The 17,762-nt window shown below is 46.8% G+C and carries 14 protein-coding genes; 10 read left to right on the forward strand and 4 right to left on the reverse strand.

All coding sequences use genetic code 11. The annotated features are described in order from the left end of the window. Positions 1-1,538: FG-GAP repeat domain-containing protein (locus tag ACJ751_RS00855; protein WP_407743472.1), on the forward strand; the 1,538-nt coding region annotated here is incomplete at its 5' end. Beyond that, on the forward strand, positions 1,522-2,847 hold the full coding sequence (locus tag ACJ751_RS00860) for a vanadium-dependent haloperoxidase (protein ID WP_407743473.1): 1,326 nt from the start codon (positions 1,522-1,524) through the stop codon (positions 2,845-2,847). The genes ACJ751_RS00855 and ACJ751_RS00860, both read left to right, overlap by 17 nt. A 76-nt stretch (positions 2,848-2,923) precedes the next feature. Here ACJ751_RS00860 and ACJ751_RS00865 read toward each other — a convergent pair whose 3' ends face one another. From ACJ751_RS00865 to ACJ751_RS00875, 3 genes are all read right to left on the reverse strand, one after another. Further along, the gene (locus ACJ751_RS00865) at positions 2,924-3,379 is read right to left on the reverse strand and encodes a YhcH/YjgK/YiaL family protein (protein ID WP_407743474.1); all 456 of its coding nucleotides are present in this window, start codon (positions 3,377-3,379) and stop codon (positions 2,924-2,926) included. Between the two features lie 55 nt (positions 3,380-3,434). Then, entirely contained in the window at positions 3,435-4,814 is a 1,380-nt protein-coding gene (locus ACJ751_RS00870; RefSeq protein ID WP_407743475.1) for a hypothetical protein, read from the reverse strand. 293 nt (positions 4,815-5,107) lie between these two features. After that, positions 5,108-7,468 carry a glycoside hydrolase family 3 N-terminal domain-containing protein gene (locus ACJ751_RS00875; protein WP_407743476.1) on the reverse strand — a complete coding sequence of 787 codons (2,361 nt, stop codon included), beginning with the start codon at positions 7,466-7,468 and terminating at the stop codon, positions 5,108-5,110. Between the two features lie 439 nt (positions 7,469-7,907). Between ACJ751_RS00875 and leuC the strand changes: the two genes are divergently transcribed. The 8 genes from leuC (at position 7,908) to ACJ751_RS00915 (ending at position 17,448) form a co-directional block, all read left to right on the forward strand. Then, positions 7,908-9,311: a 3-isopropylmalate dehydratase large subunit gene (gene leuC, locus ACJ751_RS00880; protein WP_407743477.1), complete on the forward strand. Its 1,404-nt coding sequence runs from the start codon at positions 7,908-7,910 to the stop codon at positions 9,309-9,311. Between the two features lie 48 nt (positions 9,312-9,359). Further along, complete coding sequence (leuD, locus tag ACJ751_RS00885) at positions 9,360-9,956, forward strand: 3-isopropylmalate dehydratase small subunit (protein WP_407743478.1); 597 nt, start codon at positions 9,360-9,362, stop codon at positions 9,954-9,956. A 135-nt stretch (positions 9,957-10,091) separates the two neighbouring features. Next, positions 10,092-11,585 (forward strand): alpha-isopropylmalate synthase regulatory domain-containing protein, encoded by a 1,494-nt coding sequence (locus ACJ751_RS00890; protein ID WP_407743479.1) that lies wholly within the window; start codon positions 10,092-10,094, stop codon positions 11,583-11,585. Positions 11,586-11,622: 37 nt separating this feature from the next. After that, the gene (gene leuB / locus ACJ751_RS00895; RefSeq protein WP_407743480.1) at positions 11,623-12,696 is read left to right on the forward strand and encodes a 3-isopropylmalate dehydrogenase; all 1,074 of its coding nucleotides are present in this window, start codon (positions 11,623-11,625) and stop codon (positions 12,694-12,696) included. A gap of 223 nt (positions 12,697-12,919) precedes the next feature. Continuing rightward, the gene (locus tag ACJ751_RS00900) at positions 12,920-13,705 is read left to right on the forward strand and encodes an HpcH/HpaI aldolase family protein (RefSeq protein ID WP_407743481.1); all 786 of its coding nucleotides are present in this window, start codon (positions 12,920-12,922) and stop codon (positions 13,703-13,705) included. Next, positions 13,702-15,141, forward strand: coding sequence for a GntP family permease (locus ACJ751_RS00905; protein WP_407743482.1), 1,440 nt, complete (start codon positions 13,702-13,704; stop codon positions 15,139-15,141). Before ACJ751_RS00900 ends, ACJ751_RS00905 begins: the two co-directional genes overlap by 4 nt. Positions 15,142-15,166: 25 nt before the next feature. After that, the gene (locus tag ACJ751_RS00910; protein WP_407743483.1) at positions 15,167-16,042 is read left to right on the forward strand and encodes a 2-hydroxy-3-oxopropionate reductase; all 876 of its coding nucleotides are present in this window, start codon (positions 15,167-15,169) and stop codon (positions 16,040-16,042) included. Positions 16,043-16,143: 101 nt separating this feature from the next. Next, positions 16,144-17,448 carry an enolase C-terminal domain-like protein gene (locus ACJ751_RS00915; protein WP_407743484.1) on the forward strand — a complete coding sequence of 435 codons (1,305 nt, stop codon included), beginning with the start codon at positions 16,144-16,146 and terminating at the stop codon, positions 17,446-17,448. A 13-nt stretch (positions 17,449-17,461) separates the two neighbouring features. Here the strand turns inward: ACJ751_RS00915 and ACJ751_RS00920 are convergent. Further along, on the reverse strand, positions 17,462-17,762 hold a 301-nt coding region (locus ACJ751_RS00920), incomplete at its 5' end, for a DinB family protein (RefSeq protein ID WP_407743485.1).

The raw sequence follows: 17,762 nt of genomic DNA on the forward strand, positions 1-17,762 counted from the left end.
CCGATCAGCTTTTAGTAGCAGATGAAAAAGCGGCCACAAATATCATTCAAGCAACAGCGGTCTCCCCCACCCTGTTTACTGCCGTTAATTCACCATTGCCATTTAAATCACCGGTAAACACTATCAACGATTTCAAGCGACAGCCCTTGCTGGTATGTCCATTGTCGTTTAGTGGTCCCTGCCTGGTAAAAGGCGATGTGAATGGCGATGGGCTCGAAGACATTTACGCTGGCGGTGGCAGCGGCCAGGCGGCCGTTTTGTACCTGCAACAGAAAGATGGCCGGTTCCAGCCAAAGAAAGAACCGGCTTTTGAGTTGGACGGGTCTTGTGAGGATGCAGATGCCGTTATCGTTGATGTGAATGGCGATGGGTATAAAGACATTTATGTTGCCAGCGGCGGTTTTCATAATTACCTGCCCAATGACCCGTTGTTGCAGGACCGCTTATACCTCAATGATGGCAAAGCCAATTTTACCAAAAGCACCAATGCATTACCCGTTATGCGTGTTAGCAAAAGTTGTGTGCGGGTAAATGATCTCAATAATGATGGATACCCCGATCTGTTTGTTGGCGGACGGGTAATTCCCGGCCGTTATCCCGAAACCCCTGAGAGCTTTCTACTCATCAATGATGGTAAAGGACATTTTACCAATCAAATCACCAGTATAGCGCCATCACTGGCAAAAGCCGGGATGATTACCGACGCTCTCTGGATAGACCTGAACAAGGACGCGCAAAAAGACCTGGTTGTTGTTGGGGAATGGATGCCGGTAACGGTTTACATCAATGTTAATCATCAATTGCAGGACCAAACAACAAACTATTTCAGGACGCCCTATCGTGGCTGGTGGAATAAAATTATTACCGGTGATTTTAATATGGATGGCAAACCCGACCTGGTTATCGGTAACCTGGGTTTGAATACGCAATGCAGGGCCAGCGATGCAGCACCCGCCGATCTGTATTATAAAGACTTTGACGACAATGGCGCCATCGATCCCCTGTTTTGTTTTTATATCCAGGGCAAATCATATCCTTACTGTACCCGCGATGAGTTGCTCGACCAGATAAGCATGATGCGTACGCGTTTTACCGATTACAAAAGCTATGCAGATGCTACCCTGCAGGAGATCTTCACCCCCGAGGAATTGAAAGGCGTGAACCGTTTACAGGCGAATTACTTACAAACGGCCTTGTTTGAAAGCAGTCCGGACGGCAAGTACCAATTACACACTTTGCCTATACAGACTCAATATGCGCCCGTTTATACCATCACCCCGCTCGATTATAACAACGATGGCCATGAAGACCTTTTGCTCTGTGGCAATATGAACCGGGCCAGATTGCGTCCGGGTAAATACGATGCCAACTATGGCGTGTTATTACAAAACGACGGTAAAGGCGGGTTTACATATATCGATCAGCAACGATCGGGTTTTTATCTTAAAGGCGATGTGCGCAGTGTGCTTTCCATCAATAACCAGTTATTATTTGGCATCAACCAGCAACCTGTAAAAGCCTATGAGAAAAATAAATAGATCCATTTACCTTATCATGCTGCTTATGATTGAATTTTCTGGCTGCATTTCGCATCCAAAGCAACCACCCGCAGTAACAACGCAAGTTATTGGCCAGGTAATTACCCAAATGACGGAAGTGATGATCCACGACATTACTAATCCGCCGCTGGCTGCCCGATTTTTTTCGTATGCCTGTTTGGCCGGTTATGAAGTGGTTGCGCAAAACAATCCGGCATTCAAAAGCATGCATGGAGTACTAACCGACTATCCTAATCTAAAGAAACAAGATTCCATTCAACAATATGATGTATCGTTGAGTGCGGTATTGGCCATGTTACAAACAGCACAGAAAATGCAGCCTTCGGGAAAATTGTTAGCCGCCTACGAACAACAATTGCTGGATAGCTGCCGCCAGTTAGGATATGATGATGCCGTAATCAGCAATTCGAAGCGGTATGCCATAGCCGTCAGTAAGAAAATACTGGCGTACGCCAAATCCGATCGTTACAACATGATCAGTAATTACCCACGCTATACCCCAATTGATAGAGAAGGATGCTGGTACCCTACCCCGCCGGCTTTTTTACCGGCAGTGGAACCTTATTTCAATACCGTGCGTACCCTGGCGTTGGATTCCTGCACGCAATTTCCTGCACCGCCACCAGTGGCGTTCTCTACCGGAAAAAAGACCGCGTTCTACAAGTTATTGTTGGCAAATTATACCGAAGGGAAACAGGTGCCGGAAGAACACCGCATTATTGCCGCCTTTTGGGATTGTAACCCGTTTGCCATCCAGGACGATGGTCATTTGATCTTAAGCAGAAAGAAAATATCACCGGGCGCCCACTGGCTGGGCATCACTGGTATAGCCTGTGAAAAGGCCGGTAAACATTTTGATGATGCGATGCAAATTTATACCAGTGTTGCAGTTGGTTTGCTGGATGCTTTTATTTGTTGCTGGGATGAAAAATACCGTAGTAACCGCATCCGTCCCGAAACAGCCATTCGCAAATACATAGATCCGCAATGGGTACCGGTGCTGCAAACACCCCCATTCCCTGAATACCTGAGCGGACATTCGGTTATCTCTGCCTGTTCTGCCACCATTCTCACCCATTTCTTTGGTAACAATTTTTCTTATACCGATAGCGTTGAGGTGGCCTATGGCTTACCGCCACGCTCATTTACCTCTTTTCAACAAGCTGCGCAGGAAGCTGCCATCAGCAGGTTTTACGGCGGCATTCATTTTATGGATGCGATCGATAATGGGTTGGTGGTTGGGGGGAAAGTAGGTAAACTGGTGATTCAAAAATTAAATAGTAAATAGTAAGGAGATGTTTCAGGTTGCAAGTTTCAGGTTACAAGGCCGTTCAACCTGTAACCTGAAACTTGTAACGGGATCTTTAATTTACTGCTACCTTAATCACTACCTTCTTTACATACGAAGGCGCATCGATCTTAATATTCGGCATATGCAGATCGTGCGGAAAGAAAATAGCAAACATGCCTTGCTGTAATACGGAGAAGAAGGTTGGCTTTTCGCCAAACAACATAAAGTCTTTTTCGTTGTCGTAAGCTTTGGAAGGCATTTGTGCTTTCAGAAAATCATGACCAATACGCTCTGCGCCTGCAACGATGTATTGAATATCTATATATTTTTTATGCGATTCCATTTGCTCGTTGTCAGCACTTACAGTATCGTATTCATTCACGATGGCAAACAGGTTTTGCCCCTCCAGTTCATATTTTCCTTTTTCTACTTTCGAAAAATCGGTCTGGGCCAAATACTCAAAAGCTTTTTTAAACAAGGGTCCCTGGTTGTAATACAAATGTGCGTTTGACAGCAAATCGAGGATCATCTGGTATAATTATTATGTGTGATTGAGGAGGCAAGATAATGAATTCACCATTCAACTAAAAGAAGATCTGATACTGCAACACCACGCTATTCTTTCTCGATCCTTTTATGACTTTATTAGTGATAAAATCCTGCGTATACGTTGGGCGGTTCTGCCAGTCGAGTGTGAACTTTGATTTATGTCCATTGAGCAGGCAGTTGATCCCGGCATTATATACGTTCATTTTTTGTCCCAACAACCGATCGAATTTGGCATTGGTGAAGGTGACATACGGCATAAAGCGGCTTTTTGCTTTCAGGAAATTTTCAGGAAGCAGATAACCAAGCTGGGCATAAATCACCTTACCGGTTCCAAACATGGGATAGGTATTGCCTTGCGTTGGCCCGTGAAATGGAATCCCATCGAGGCCACGCGAGCCGTTGGCCGGATTCATAGAACCATTGTAACGCAGATAATCCCTGCCATAGTCGGTGTTAAAAAAACCGGCGTAAGCAGAGATGGCATCCTGCCTGCTGCTCAAGGGCATATCGAGAAAACTTTCCACGGCAAACAATTTCATATCCTGATAAATGGTGTCGGGGACAGCTATACTTTCCCGGTGCCACGTGGCATCTTTTTGAAAAATACCGCCTACTGCGATGTTGAAGATCTTTTTCTTACCCAAATAGGTACCTGTCATGTAAGGGGTAGTGTGGTTTTCATGGTCGAAGAACTGGTAAATAATGTAGGCTTGTGGCTGTAACTGGTGCCCCATGGTTGCAAAGGATGCATCCAGGTTGTATTCATTGGCAGTACCGGAAGATGTGATGGGGAAAGGATCACTGAGTATGAACCGGTAGTCGAATTTACCAACCTGGCCACGGGCATAGATGCTGAGTTTACGACTGAACTGATCTGTTTGGTCAACAGTAGTCTGCGCAAACACCGGCACATCCATGGTCATTATACTACTAACGCTGGGTTGCGAAAAACGAGACAGGCCATTGGCAATGGTAAGCCCGCCGCCTATTTTCAATTGGTTGCCTTTCGATACTTTGTATTCACACAGAGCATCATGAAAAAAGGCTGCCAGTTTTCGGTTGGAGCCGGTATTGAACTGGCTGTTGAAATTGTTCATCCCAAACTGGAAATAAATAAAGACCTTATCGGTCAGCTGGCCAAACGCCTGGAAGCGGGTGCGGCGTAACCCGATATCAACCGTATTATCCTTTGGCCTGCCCTCCACCAACGTGTAAGGGTTGCTTTCATTAAACCGGACCCAGGTCTGGTTCATCACCGTGAATTGAAAATAATGGCTGCCGTCTGCGTTCAGGTTAATTTTTAACGCGTCTTTTTCGGGCGGAGGTGGCGGCGCGGGTGTCGCTGCTCCCTGTTCTACCTGTGCCTGGCTGCACACCGCCAGGAATAGAAGTAATACAACAGATACTGATCTCATGGTCGTTTCTTTAGGTTTTTTTAGGACCGCGAATATAGCAACGGGAATCTATTCCGGCTACCCGAAAAAATTAAAAGATGTTAAGAATCAGTATTATTAGGAATGATTAAAGGAGGAGAACTTTCATGAATGACAAACAATCGAGCCGCCCAATACAGACCTGGGCATGGTCATTAAATGGCGCAATCGCAAGAGGCGTAACAAATGTAAATAATATTTTTTGTAGATCATAAAAAATAAATCCCGTCATACCGACGGGCGGTAGACGGGATTTTGTTTTTCAGGGTTTATACTTACTGGCCAACTTTCAACTCAACCTTTTGAACGTCGGTGGAACTGCGTCCAACCATACATTCAAAAATGCCATCTTCTACAACATAATGCATATCGGCATTCCAGAAGGCGAGCTTGCTGGCATCAATGGTAAAGGAAACTTTTTTTGTTTGTCCGGGGTCGAGCGTAATGCGGGCAAAATCTTTCAACTCTTTTACCGGCCGCGTTACGCTGCTTACTTTTTGATGAATGTATAATTGCACAATTTCATCGCCTTTTGTATTTCCTGTATTGGTAACATCCACCTCAACTGTTCCATACACCTTTTCTGTTGGCTCCGAGGTACCGCCTGTTTTTTTAGCGGTGGCAGTGGCCAGCAACACCCGGGGCTTTGAATAATTAAAAGTGGTATAGCTTAAGCCATAGCCAAATGGGAACAGGGGCGATTTTTCTTCTGTTACATAATTAAAATATTGCGCACTCGGTTTGTGATTGTAATAAACCGGCACCTGCCCGGTGGAGCGCGGGTAGGTAATGGTTATTTTACCGGATGGGTTAACATCGCCAAACAGGATATTGGCGAAGGCATTGCCGGCTTCCTCGCCCATAAACCAGCCATCTACCATGGCAGGCACTTGTTGCGCCACGGCCGGAATGGCCAGCGGACGGCCATGCGTTAAATAAACAATCACCGGTTTCCCCGTGGCCACAATGGCTTTTACCAGGTCTTCCTGCTGGCTTTGCAACCGCAGGTCGGGCATATCGCCAAAGTGATTAGGGCCCCAGGTTTCGCGCGATAACTGTTCGTTCTCGCCAATAGCCAGCACTACCACATCGGCCTGTTGCGCTGTTTTAACAGCTTCGTCTATTAATTGCGCATTTTCTGCTGCGGATGGAAAGATGATGGTATCGATATACTGATAATTGTTCTGGCTAATGGTATCGCCATTGGCAGTAATGCGGCAGCCTTTTGCATACAGCACTTCAGCGGCGCCCTGTACCTTATTCTTTATCCCTTCCAGCAACGAAACGTTTTTAGAAGGCAGGCCGGAATAATCACCCAGGTAATTGGTAGCGGCCATGGGGCCAATAACTGCTATCTTTTTATACTGATCTTTTTTAAGCGGTAACAGGTTGTTCGTGTTCTTTAATAATACCATCGACTCTTCGGCAATTTTCAAAGCCAGCGCGCGCCCATCGGTGCTGGCGGCGTTTTGTTTTGCTTTCCCCAGGTCAATGGGTTGTTGCTCATCGAACAGTCCCAGTTTGAATTTCAATTCAAGTACTCTGGCCACGGCGCTATCCAGCGCTTTGGTGCTGAGCTTGTTTTCTTTTACCAACTCTCCCAGGTGACGGTAGTTAACGCCATAAGGCAAATCGGAAGTTACCCCGGCATTGAACGCTTTGAGCGCAGCCGCTTTTTGATCGGTGGCTACAAAATGTTTATTCCACAACTGGTCAATCCCAAACCAGTCGCTCACCACTACCCCATTATAATTCCACTCCTTGCGTAACACATCTTTCAATAACCATTTATTGGCATGGGAAGGAACACCATCGATCTCATTATAAGAAGCCATAATGCCGGCGGGATTGGCGTTCTTTATGCACAGCCGGAAAGGTTCCATATGCGCCTCGCGAATAATCCGTAATGAATAGTTGGCGGGCGCCTGGTTGTCGCCGCCCTCTGACTGGCCGTGGCCTGAAAAATGTTTCAGCGTGGCGGCCACATGATCCACCGCAATGGTTCCATTATTACTGCCCTGAAAACCTTTTACGATCGCGCTTCCCAGGGTTCCGCATAAATAAGGGTCTTCGCCCAGCGTTTCCCCGGTTCTACCCCAACGAGGGTCGCGACAAACATCTACCACCGGCGCCAGTACCAGGCTGGTTCCGCGTACACGGGCCTGTTTGGCCGCATGAGTATATATTTTTTCCAACAGTTCAGGGTCCCAGGAGCAGGCTAAACCAATACCATGCGGAAATACATCCACCTCGCGTTGAACCAGTCCGTGATGGGCTTCATCAATAAAAATAATGGGAATACCCAGCCGGGTCTTATGCAGCAGGTAATCCTGCAACCTGTTGCGGGCGGCAATAGTGACTTCCAGGGTTTCATCAAAGGCGGGATTTATCATGCCCATCCCGTTTTTATACAGGGAATCCAGTTTAGCCGGATTGTTGAACAGGTTATCATCCAGTTTTGGCCTGCCGGCATGCATGGTTTGCAACTGGGCCACTTTTTCTTCCAGCGTCATGCGCGAAAGCAGGTCAAACACCCGTTTGGCAATGGGTTGTTTGGCGTCTCTGTAAGCAGGTTGTTGTGCAAAAGAAAAGCTTAGGCAACAAATAAAGGAACAAGCAAGCGTAGCAAATTTCATATTGAACAGTTGATTTTATGATAAACAAGTATTCATGCCTCCCGTCGAATGACGGAACGAAGCATGCGGGTACGCTAATGAAATTTGGTTGGGAATTGCTTAGAAGGGGCTCAAGGTAGCAAAAAAATAGTTAGGCCGAAAACCGGTGGTAAGATCGTAGAAAGAACCGGTTACTTTTTCATTTTGAACGAATTAATGGCTTTATTGTTAATACTATGAGCCTGTTTGGTGCCTGAAATTCATTAAAATATCTGGTTTTTAACCTGCTTCCTTTGCAAATTTTTTAATGATAGGGTAACATTCGGCGGTTTGTTCAACAGATAGAGGCAGAATTTGATATTTTTTCATTTTTAACTCCACTATTAGAAAAAATACATTTAAAGCCCTTATAATCTGACTATTTTTTAAGAATTTTGCAACTTGATTTAAATTATATAAAATGAGCAAAACCCCCGCTGCATTATTCGACAAAGTATGGGATTCGCATGTGGTCAGGCATATAGAAGATGGCCCCGATGTGTTGTTTATTGACCGGCATTTTATTCATGAGGTAACCAGCCCCGTTGCATTTTTGGGTCTGGAAAGCCGGGGATTGAAAGTGATGTTCCCCGAAAAAACCTTTGCTACCGCCGATCATAATACCCCCACCATTAACCAGCATTTGCCGGTACAGGACCCCCTGTCGGCCAACCAGCTGAAAGCCCTGGAAAGGAACTCGGCTAAGTATGGTATTTCACACTGGGGACTGGGCAATCCTAAAAATGGTATCGTGCACGTTGTGGGTCCCGAAAACGGTATTACCCTGCCAGGCATGACCATCGTTTGCGGCGATTCGCATACTTCTACCCATGGTGCTTTTGGCGCTATTGCATTTGGTATTGGTACTTCTGAAGTTGAGATGGTACTCAGCAGCCAGTGTATTATGCAGCCCCGCCCCAAGAAAATGCGTATTAAGGTAAATGGCAAACTGGGTAAAGGCATTGTGCCTAAAGACGTGGTGTTGTACATCATTTCAAAGCTCACTGCCGCCGGCGCTACCGGTTATTTTGTTGAATTTGCCGGCGACGTATTCGAAAATATGACCATGGAAGGCCGCATGACCGTGTGTAACATGAGTATTGAAATGGGCGCCCGTGGTGGAATGATTGCTCCTGACGAAACCACTTTCAACTATATTAAAGGTCGTGAGAAAGCCCCCAAAGGCGAAGCCTGGGATAAAGCGTTGGCTTACTGGAAAACGCTGAAAACTGAGGAAGGCGCTTTCTTCGATAAAGAATATGAGTTCAGTGCTGCCGATATTGAACCCATGATCACCTATGGTACCAACCCGGGTATGGGTATCGGCATTACCCAGCATATTCCTTCTGCCAAGCAAATTGGCAGCAGCAAAGCCAGCTTCGATAAGTCTTTAGCCTATATGGATTTTCATGAGGATGATAACATGATCGGCAAAAAGATCGATTACGTGTTCATTGGAAGCTGTACCAATGGCCGCATCGAGGATTTCCGTGCTTTTGCATCGGTTATCAAGGGCCGTAAAAAAGCAGATCATGTAACTGCATGGATAGTTCCCGGTTCGCACATTGTTGAACAGCAGATCAAGGATGAAGGCATCCTGGATATTTTGCTGGCAGCAGGTTTTCAATTACGTCAACCCGGTTGTTCAGCTTGTTTGGCGATGAATGACGACAAGATCCCCGCCGGCAAGTATGCAGTGAGCACCAGCAACCGCAACTTTGAAGGCCGTCAGGGTCCTGGCGCCAGAACATTGTTGGCCAGTCCGCTGGTTGCAGCCGCAGCAGCAGTTACAGGTTTTGTAACTGACCCCCGCGAGTTGATCTAATGATTACCGGTAACTAAGAACACAGAATTAAAAACGTAGAACTTAACAATGGCTTACGATAAATTCACAGTTTTAAAGAGCACGGCGGTACCTATGCCAATCGAAAACGTAGATACCGACCAGATCATTCCGGCCCGTTTTTTAAAGGCTACCGAGCGCAAGGGATTTGGTGATAACCTGTTCCGCGACTGGCGTTATGAAAATGACGGCACTGCGAAAAAAGACTTCGTGCTGAACAATCCCATTTATACCGGTAAAATACTGGTAGGTGGTAAAAACTTCGGTAGTGGTAGTAGCCGCGAGCACGCTGCCTGGGCCATCTACGATTATGGTTTCCGTTGCGTGGTGAGCAGCTTTTTTGCCGATATTTTCAAGAACAACTCTTTAAACATCGGCATCTTACCGGTACAGGTAAGTGAAGCATTCCTCGACAAGATCTTCAAAGCTATTGAAGCCAATCCCAAAACTGAACTGGAAGTAAATCTTCCCGAGCAAAAGATCACTATTGTGGGTGATGGGGCATCTGAGTCGTTCGAGATCAATGGCTACAAGAAGCACAACATGACAAATGGCTACGATGATATCGATTACCTGCAAAGCCTGAGTTCAGATATCAAGACACACGCAGAAAAAAGTATCTATTAGAATAAATTAAAAATTTAAAATAAGGAATAAGAAGTGAAAAAGTAAGCGCGCAAGAGTTGTTTACTTTTTCATTTCTCATTTTTAATTTCTCATTTCTCATTTACTATGCCTGCTGACCAGCGACACATAGAGATCATGGATACCACACTCCGCGATGGTGAACAAACCAGCGGCGTGTCGTTCTCTCCCACCGAAAAGCTTACGATTGCCCAGCTATTATTAACAGAGGTAAAAGTTGACCGCATTGAAATTGCGTCCGCCCGGGTAAGCGAAGGCGAATTTGAAGCGGTAAAAGCCATTACCAAATGGGCAAAAGCCAATGGCTTTTTGAACCAGGTAGAGGTGCTCACCTTTGTTGACGGCGATGTATCTATACAATGGATGCAACAGGCCGGCGCCAAAGTAATGAACCTGCTAACCAAGGGCTCATTGAACCACCTCACCCACCAGTTAAAGAAAAAGCCCGAACAACACTTTGCTGAAATTGAGGAAGTGGTGAAACTGGCCAGGAAAAAAGGGATTGAGGTGAATGTATACCTCGAAGACTGGAGCAATGGAATGCGCCATTCAAAAGAGTATGTATTCCAATACCTCGACTTCCTGCAAAAGCAGCCGGTTAAACGCGTAATGCTGCCCGATACACTGGGGATACTCACCCCCTCGGAATCATTTGACTACATTGCTGCTATTGTACAACGTTATCCCGATACGCATTTCGATTTTCACGCACATAACGATTATGACCTGGGTACAGCCAATGTGCTGGAAGGCGTAAAAGCCGGCGCCCATGGCATACACCTCACCATCAATGGTATGGGCGAAAGAGCAGGCAATGCTCCCCTGGCCAGTGCCATAGCGGTGTTGAACGATTTTATGCCCGAAGTAAAAACTTCGGTAGTAGAAGCCTCCTTATACCGGGTAAGTAAACTGGTGGAAACATTTTCAGGTTTTCGCATCCCGGTGAACAAACCGGTAGTAGGTGAAAACGTGTTTACGCAAACAGCCGGTATCCATGCGGATGGCGACAAGAAGAACAAATTGTACTTCAGCGACCTGATGCCTGAACGCTTTGGCCGTACCCGTAAATATGCGCTGGGCAAAACCAGTGGCAAGGCCAATATTGAAAACAACCTGGCGCAACTGGGCATCCAGTTAAGCGAACCCGACCTGAAAAAGGTTACCCAGCGCATCATTGAGCTGGGCGATAAAAAAGAAGTAGTTACCCAGGCCGATCTGCCGTACATCATCTCCGATGTGATCGACAGCAGGAATATTGAAGAAAAAGTACTGATCGAGAATTACGTGCTTACCCATTCAAAAAACCTTCGTCCTTCGGTAACACTGGAAATGTCTATCAATGGCGAATTATATGAAGAGCATGCGCAAGGCGACGGACAATACGATGCCTTTGTAAATGCCCTGAAAAAGGTATATAAGAAAATGAAAAAAGACCTGCCTATGTTAACGGATTATGCCGTGCGCATTCCGCCTGGCGGAAAAAGCGATGCCTTGTGCGAAACCGTTATCACCTGGAATAATAATGGCAGGGAGTTTAAAACCCGCGGACTGGACAGTGACCAAACTGTTGCGGCTATTAAGGCCACGCAAAAGATGTTGAACCTGATTTAAGGCTTATTTCATAGAAAAATCAATATTAAAGTAATACATGGCAAGCAAGCACATACTCATCGTTCCTGGCGACGGTATTGGACAGGAAGTAACAGCAGTTGGTAAAAAAGTGTTAGACAAGATTGCTGCAAAATTCGGACACACCTTTACATACGACGAAGCATTGATAGGCCATGTGGCCATTGAGGCAACCGGTAATCCCCTGCCCGATGAATCACTGGAGAAAATGCGCAAATCAGACGCGGTGTTGTTTGGTGCAGTAGGTCATCCCAAATACGATAACGATCCATCTGCCAAAGTACGTCCCGAGCAGGGATTATTGAAAATGCGTAAAGAACTGGGCTTGTACGCCAACTTACGCCCCATTAAATTATTCGATGAGTTATTGGGCGCTTCCAGCATTAAACCCGAAATATTAAAAGGAGCCGATATCCTGTTCTTCCGTGAGCTCACCGGTGATATTTATTTTGGGGAGAAAGGTAGAAAGAACAACGGCGACACCGCTTACGACATAGCAGAATATAGCCGCTACGAAGTAGAGCGCATTGCCCGTAAAGCATTTGAAGCAGCCCGTACCAGAAGAAAGAAACTGTGCTCGGTTGATAAAGCCAACGTAATTGAAACAAGCCGTTTGTGGCGTGAAGTGGTACAAAAGGTAGCCAAAGAATATCCGGATGTAGAAGTAGAACATCAGTTTGTTGATGCTACAGCTATGTTGCTGATAAAAGATCCCCGCCGTTTTGATGTGGTGGTAACTGCCAACCTGTTTGGCGACATCCTTACCGATGAGGCATCACAGATTGCCGGTTCAATGGGTATGCTGGCCTCCGCCTCTATAGGCGATGGTACCGGTGTATACGAACCCATTCACGGTTCAGCGCATGATATCACCGGTAAAGGCGTAGCCAATCCGCTGGCGTCTATTTTATCAGCTGCCCTGCTGCTGGATATTTCATTTGGCATGAAAGCCGAATCAGAAGCGGTGATTAGTGCAGTAGATAAAGTATTGAAAGCAGGTTTCCGCACCCGGGATATTGCCGATGCGCAAACCCCTGCAGATAAAATATTAGGTACAGACGCCATTGGCGCAGAAGTGCTGAAGTTTCTGTAAAAGCATAAAAACATTTTTACAAGGCGTCCCCACAAGTCGGGACGCCTTTTTTTGTGCCCTCTCCCAATACCCCAACTGATCGCATACCGCCTTAACTGCAGTTTCGCTACTTTGGCTGCAAACTGGTATTGCCAAAAAAGCTAATCGATGTGTTAGAATGAGATAATTACGTAAATTATATCTCTTTAATTTAGGAGTTCTTTAACTACAGTTAAAATGCCATATGAAGCAATTAAAAAAACGACTGCAGCAGGGTGCTACCCTGCATGGCTGTTGGTTAAATTTAGGCAGTGCCGTAACCGCAGAGATTGTGGGATTGTCGGGATTCGACTGGGTGCTGATAGATCTTGAACATGGCGCAGGCAGCGAAAAGGATGTATACCACCAGTTGCAGGCGCTTGAGCATACACCGGCCGCTGCAATCGTACGCATTGAAAGCGCTCAGCGGCAACGGATCCATCGCATCCTCGATATGGGCGCCGAAGGCATTATGTGCCCCCGCATTACCAATACTGCCGAAGCAGCTGCTGTGGCCAGCGGGTTGCATTATCCACCCGATGGCACCCGCGGCGTTGCCAAAATGGTGCGTGCAACTGGGTTCGGACAACATTTTCAAACCTACTATCAGCAGGCAAAAGAAAATATTGTTGGCATTGTTCAGATAGAGACCATCGAAGTGCTTGCTCACCTCGATGAAATTGCCGCCCTCGATGGCGTTGATGTGTTGTTTATTGGTCCGGCCGATTTAACCATGGCCCTCGGCATTTTTGGCCAGTTCGATCATCCGTTGTTCATAGATGCAGTAAAGGTAACGGTAGATGCTGCTAATAAAGCAGGAAAGGCCACAGGCATATTGTTCTTTAATCCTGATGAATATACCCGCTATAGCAGCATGGGCATACGCATGATCGCCTGCGGCGCCGACGCTACATTTGTTGCGGATGCCGCGCGCAACATGGCCCATACCTTACAAACTTTACGGAGCTCAGGAAAAACCGGCCGGTCATGACTTTATCTTTATTCCTCGCTGAACCCGCCGTCATTTTATTTACCGGTATTATCATTGTAGCTGGTGGCATTATCTGGTTAAAACTGAATCCCTTTCTGGCGCTTTTACTGGGAGCGCTGGTGGTGGCTATCATGACGCCGGTATCGGCTGTTGAACAATATGCGCTTAGCAAAGGCGCCACGCAGGCAGCAGCCCTTCAACAGGCGAACCGCTCTATAGGCGAAAGAGTAGCGCTGGAATTTGGCAATACGTGTTCAAAAATTGGCATCATCATAGGGATGGCGGCCATTATAGGGAAATGCCTGCTCGAAAGCGGCGCTGCAGAACGCATTGTGCGATCGGTCTTACGCCTCACCGGTTTACAAAAAGCACCCGTAGCATTTATCATAAGCAGTTTTTTTGTAGGTATTCCCGTTTTCTTTGATGCGGTGATCCTACTCATGACGCCCCTGGCGAAAACGATCAGCCTGCGCCTGGGAAAAAATTACCTGCTGTTCATTCTGGCCATTGCCGGCGGAGCAGCTATGGCCAACTCATTGGTGCCACCAGCGCCGGGCCCCCTGTTCCTCGCCGGTGAAATGCATATTGCCATGGGCACCATGATGATCGCCGGCATCATCCTGGGATTGTTCACCATTACAGCCGGATATTACTACGCCGTGTGGGTAAACAAAAAATGGCCTGTTGAATTAAGAGATTCACTCGATGCAAAGCTTGAAGATATCAGGTCGGTTTCGTTACAGGAAACCAAACAGCTTCCACCGCTGTGGCTATCTGTTCTTCCGCTGTTGATACCATTGGTGTTTATATGCGCCGATACAGCGCTGCACTCCATCCATGGCGAGGGAATGGGGAAAATGGCAGCCATAATAAAATTCATGGGCGACAGAAACATCGCCCTGGTTATCGGTGCGCTCATTGCATTATTAATACTGAGGGTACACAAAAAAGAAAGCACAGCTGGTTTAAGCTCATTTGTGCAGGGAGCTGTAATAAGCGCAGGCGGTATCATTCTGATCATTGCAGCCGGCGGCGCTTTTGGCGGCATGCTGCAGCAAACAGGCATCAGTGAGCGCATTGCCCTGTGGACGAAAGATTACCAGATGGCATTGATACCGATGGCTTTTTTCATCACTGCTATTGTGCGCACCGCACAGGGGTCGGCCACCGTGGCATTGATCACCGCATCAGGTATTTTGTCGGGATTGACGCATAATACCAGTTTGCCCTATCATCCATTGTATTTAGGGCTGGCCATTGGTTGCGGATCGAAACTGATACCATGGATGAATGATGCGGGGTTCTGGCTCATTTGTAAAATGAGCAATCTTACCGAAAAGGAAACCTTAAGAGCTTTTGCGCCTATGTTGCTGGTGATGGGACTTACTGGACTAATTATAATAATGATCGCAGCGAAATTATTGCCGTTAGTATAGAATATAAACTGATAAAATATTAATAATGGAAACAGTAGGATTTATTGGGTTAGGCATTATGGGAAAGCCCATGGCATTGCATTTGGTACATGCAGGGTACCCTGTATGTGTGTTGCAAAAAAATAAAGCCGCTGCCGAACTGGTTGAAGCCGGCGCCAAAGCCATGGCTACCGGTAAAGCCATAGCGCAGGCATGTGATATCATTATCACCATGCTGCCCGATTCGCCCGAAGTGCTGGAAATTGTTACAGGGCAGGAAGGAATAATAGAAGGTGTGCGTTCTGGTAGTTTATTGATCGATATGAGCACTATTGCGCCTTCAACCGCCAAAGAGATTTACCAGTTATTAAAAGCAAAAAATGTTGAAGCGCTGGATGCGCCCGTATCGGGCGGACAGGTTGGCGCCACTGCAGCTTCTTTATCCATAATGGTGGGTGGCAATGCGACGGCTTTTGAGCGGGCCTTACCCCTGTTCAGGGCAATGGGAAAAAATATTGTCCATATCGGGGAAGCAGGGGCCGGACAAATGACAAAAGCCTGCAACCAGATGATCGTGGGTATGACGATACAAGCAGTAGGTGAAGCCTTTGCCCTGGCGAAAAAAGCGGGTGTTGATCTGGAGAAAATGCGTGAAGTGTTGCTGGGCGGTTTTGCACAGAGCCGCATACTCGATCTGCATGGCAAAAGGATCATAGAAGAAAACTTTGCGCCAGGCTTCAAAATAAAACTGCATCGAAAAGATATGAATATCGCACTGCAGGCCGGAAAAGAATTTTCAGTCCCGTTATACGGCACGGCACAGGTGAGCGCCCATATGGATGCGCTGATAGCACAAGGCAAAGGCGAATGGGACCACAGCGCCATTGCCTGGCTGATACAACAGTTGTCGGGAATAGAATAGTCACCAGTTGCCAGTTACCGGGCCCGGAAAACCGGAAACCGGTAACAGTTACTTGATTCCAGTGAGAATCATTATATCCAAATCTCAGATTATACCTTAATATGAAAATTAAAAACGCACCTCGTATCAGGGAAATGATCGTAACTCCCATAGCCATTACCGATCCGCCCCTATTGAACGCAGCAGGTTTACATGCGCCGTATGCATTACGTACCATTGTTGAACTGATCACTGATGATAATATTTCCGGCGTCAGTGAAATACCGGGTAATATTAGCATCAACGAATCGCTTGAAGAGGCCCGTCATTTAATCATAGGCAGATCGCCCATACAGTTAAGCAGTATTGGCCACGAGCTGGAGAATTATTTTGGTAAAGAAACGGCATCGCAACGCGGCGATACGCCCTGGGACCAGCGAAAACTGGTGCATATTTTCAGTGCAATTGAAGTAGCCTGTCTGGATATCATTGGAAAGATCACGGGTCTGCCGGTAGTTGACCTGTTGGGTGGAAAGATGCGCGAACGTGTTCCCTTTGCAGCCTATCTCTTTTACAAATATGAAGGCGCCGGCGGCGAGCTTGGATTCAGGATCAATGAACATGCCACTGGATGGAGTGCGCCCCGTCAGGCAAAAGCGCTGGATCCGGAAGGTATTGTACAACAGGCAAAAGCCATGTGTACCGAATTCGGGTTCCGTTCTATAAAATTAAAAGGCGGTGTTTTTGAACCGGCCCAGGAAACAGCAGCCATTTTTGCGCTGCGTGATGCCTTTGGCGAGCATATTCCCTTACGTATTGATCCCAACGCTTTATGGACGGTTGAAACATCCATCCAATACGGCCGTAAAATGGAAGGCATCATCGAATACCTCGAAGATCCTACACGAGGCCAGAAAAACATGTCGATCGTGCGGCAGGCGCTTAAAACGCCATTGGCGACAAATATGTGCACCACTTCCTTCGACGATATACCGGGCAGTGTGGCTGTAGGTGCAGAAGATATTATTCTCAGCGATCATCACTTCTGGGGTGGATTGCGGGCCTCTATGGAATTATCAAAAATATGCGCCACGTTCGGGCGGCATCTTTCCATGCATTCAAACAGCCACCTGGGCATATCGCTGGCGGCTATGGTGCATCTGGGCGCGGCCCTGCCCTATTTGCCCTACGACCTCGACACGCATTATCCCTGGCAATCGGATGAAGTGATCACCGCCGGCCGTTTCCACTTTGAAGACGGCGCCGTTACCGTTCCTTCTGCACCTGGCTTAGGCGTGGAACTCGATAAACAGGCCCTGGCCAGGTTGCATCAACAGTACCTGGATTGTGGATTAACCAAACGTGATGATGAAACAGAAATGCAAAAAGTAGTGCCCGGCTGGAAGTTTGAAGCAGTACGTTGGTAATACTTCATGTTATTTAAGAGAACGCAGGCGCGTACAATCGCTTTAAAACTTCCATGTGGTGCAATTCATGGCCTATAGTTGCCTTCAGAAATGATTCAACAGGAAGCTCATATTTCCAGGCGGTGCCGGTAAGCGCCAACTGTGCTTTGGATAATGAATTCATGAAACTGATAGATGCATTTCTTACATTTTCAAGATCAGTTGTAAGCTGGCTTATGGTGAGCTCATCAAAACGGCTGTTATCAACAAATGTATCCTGGTCGTAGCCGGGTAAGGGTGTTTTATCCTTTCTGCTAAACCGCAGCGCCCGGTAG

The organism is Niastella sp. (genome assembly GCF_045805085.1).
Taxonomy (GTDB): domain Bacteria; phylum Bacteroidota; class Bacteroidia; order Chitinophagales; family Chitinophagaceae; genus Niastella.